The organism is Blastococcus sp. CCUG 61487, from assembly GCF_005222955.1.
Lineage (GTDB): Bacteria > Actinomycetota > Actinomycetes > Mycobacteriales > Geodermatophilaceae > Blastococcus.
The window spans coordinates 2,349-4,799 of record NZ_LWUA01000055.1 but is presented as its reverse complement, the minus strand read 5'-3'; the positions used below and the strand labels follow the sequence as shown (position 1 = coordinate 4,799).

Here is a 2,451-nt window from a genome sequence, read left to right as displayed (position 1 = left end):
AGGGGTGGGGAGGAAGGGGGTCCTTCTTCAGAGGTCGGCTACGTCAGCCTGCTTGGCGCGCACGGCCTCGGCTGCTTCGCGCAGCCCGGCCAGCTCGCTCTCGGAGAGGTCGCCCTCGACGACCTTCCGCACTCCTTCTCGGCCGATCTCGGCCTCGACCCCCAGGTAGACGCCGGAGATGCCGTACTGGCCGTCGACCCAGGCGCAGACCGGCATGACCGCGCCCGAGTCCTCGATGACCGCCTTCGCCATGCGGGCCGCTGCCGCCGACGGCGCGTAGTAGGCCGAGCCCGTCTTGAGCAGCGCCACCACCTCGGCCCCGCCGTTGCGGGTGCGGTCGACCAGATGCTCGATCCGGTCGGGAGCCAGGACGTCGGACAGCGGCTTGCCGTCCACGGTGCACCGCGACGGCACCGGCACCATCGTGTCGCCGTGCGAGCCCAGGGTCAGCGTCCGCACCGAGGAGACGGGGACGCCGAGTTCCTCGGCCACGTTGTTGGTGAAGCGCGCGGTGTCGAGCATCCCCGCCTGGCCCATGACCCGGTGCTTCGGGAACCCGGTGGCCAGCTGCGCCAGCGCGGTCATCTCGTCCAGCGGGTTGGAGACGACGATGACCACCGCGTCGGGCGAGGTCTGCGCGATGTTCTCCGAGACCTGCCGCACGATCTTCGCGTTGGTCTCGATGAGATCCATCCGGCTCATGCCCGGCTTGCGCGGGAGCCCGGCGGTGACGACGACGACGTCGGAGCCCTCGGTTCCCTCGTAGGACCCGCCGCCGACCCCGATGACCTCCGTCTCGAAGCCCTCGATCGGGCGTGACTGGTTCATGTCGAGGGCCAGGCCCTCGGGCTTGCCCTCGACGATGTCGGTGAGGACGACGGTCTCGAAGACGTCGTACTCGGCCAGACGGAGAGCTGTCGTGGAGCCGTAGAAACCGGCTCCGACCACGGTGACCTTGCCGTTCCGAGGCTTCTCTGCCATGGCCGTCAACCTAGCGCCGGTGACGGCGCTGCGCCTCAGCGGGGCCGGTCACGGCCCGGGAATCGCCACCGCGATGACGGTCAGCGCCAGCCCCGCCCCCGAGGTCAGCAGCACGTCGGTGAGCCGGCTGCGGACGGCGAGGAAGCCCACCCGGCGCACCGGCAGGAAGAGCCGCAGCAGCGCGGCACCGATCAGGGCCAGCCCCATGACGACCAGCCCGAGCCGCCAGCGCTCGACGACGACCAGCGCCAGCCCGACCTCCACGACCAGGAGCACCGCCACCAGCGGCAGCTGGCGGAGCAGGCCGGCCAGGAACGGCCGGCGGACGTAGAGCGGCGGACGCCCCTCGCTCACGCCGAGAGCGCCTCGTCCGCGGCGGCCCGCTCCGCGGCCAGGACGACGTTCTGCAGCAGCATCGCCCGCGTCATCGGGCCGACCCCGCCCGGGTTGGGCGCCACGTGGCCGGCCACGTCCACGACGTCCTTCGCCACGTCCCCGGCGATCTTCCCGTCGACCCGGCTGACGCCGACGTCGAGCACCGCGGCGCCCGGCTTGACCAGGTCGGCGGTGACCAGCCCGGGGACGCCTGCGGCGGCGACCACGATGTCGGCCGAACGCAGGTGCGCGGCGAGGTCGCGGGTGCCGGTGTGGCACAGCGTCACGGTCGCGTTCTCCGTGCGGCGGGTGAGCAGCAGGCCGAGCGGACGGCCGACGGTGATGCCCCGACCGACGACGACGACCTCCGCGCCGGCGATCGGCACCTCGTAGCGGCGCAGCAGCTCGACGATGCCGACCGGGGTGCAGGGCAGCGGCCCGGGCACGTTGAGGACCAGCCGGCCGAGGTTGACCGGGTGCAGCCCGTCGGCGTCCTTGGCCGGGTCCATGGCCTCGAGGATGCGGCTCTCCTCGATCCCGGCGGGCAACGGCAGCTGGACGATGTAGCCGGTGCAGGCCGGGTCGGCGTTGAGCTCCTCCACGACGGCGAGGACGTCGGCCTCGGTCGCGGTGGCCGGCAGCTCGCGCTGGATGCTCGCGATGCCGACCTCGGCGCAGTCGGAGTGCTTGGCGTTCACGTACCAGCGGCTGCCGGGGTCGTCACCCACGAGCAGGGTGCCGAGCCCTGGCCGGTGACCGGCGGCGGCCAGCGCCGCCACCCGCTCGGTCAGTTCGGAGCGGATCGCCGCCGCCGTCGCCTTGCCGTCCAGGATCGTCGCGGGCACCGGCACAGTGTGCCCGAGGAGTGCCCACGACGGTCCGCGCGGCCCTAGGCTCGGCGACGACGGCTCCCCATCCACGACGTCCGAGCCCGAGGTGCGCCATGACCGAGCGCGAGCAGCCCCCCGTCGGAGCGACCGCGGCCGGCCCGCCGTACGAGACGACGGCGCCGGTCTACTCCGCCGAGCCCGTCGCGGTCCGCGGCCCGGACAGCCTGGGCGGCCTGCTGCTCATCCTCGCCGGGCTCGCCGCCGC

Annotated in this window: 3 protein-coding genes; all 3 read right to left on the bottom strand. The window is 73.4% G+C overall.

Annotation, left to right across the window (positions count from 1 at the left end; genetic code table 11):
• Nucleotides 1-27: 27 nt before the first annotated feature.
• From mdh to A6V29_RS05070, 3 genes are read right to left on the bottom strand one after another with little or no spacing between them, the layout of a single operon-like run.
• A complete protein-coding gene (gene mdh / locus A6V29_RS05080; protein ID WP_137159299.1) occupies nt 28-981 on the bottom strand; it encodes a malate dehydrogenase in 954 nt (317 codons plus the stop codon).
• Between the two features lie 48 nt (nt 982-1,029).
• Nucleotides 1,030-1,335, bottom strand: coding sequence for a DUF3017 domain-containing protein (locus tag A6V29_RS05075; protein WP_137159298.1), 306 nt, complete (start codon nt 1,333-1,335; stop codon nt 1,030-1,032).
• Nucleotides 1,332-2,201: a bifunctional methylenetetrahydrofolate dehydrogenase/methenyltetrahydrofolate cyclohydrolase gene (locus tag A6V29_RS05070; protein ID WP_137159297.1), complete on the bottom strand. Its 870-nt coding sequence runs from the start codon at nt 2,199-2,201 to the stop codon at nt 1,332-1,334. The genes A6V29_RS05075 and A6V29_RS05070 overlap by 4 nt, the downstream gene beginning before the upstream one ends.
• Nucleotides 2,202-2,451: the final 250 nt, after the last annotated feature.

Excerpts from the sequence above, each read along its gene's own strand:
- mdh (WP_137159299.1), bottom strand. The coding sequence starts at position 981 with ATGGCAGAGAAGCCTCGGAACGGCAAGGTCACCGTGGTCGGAGCCGGT.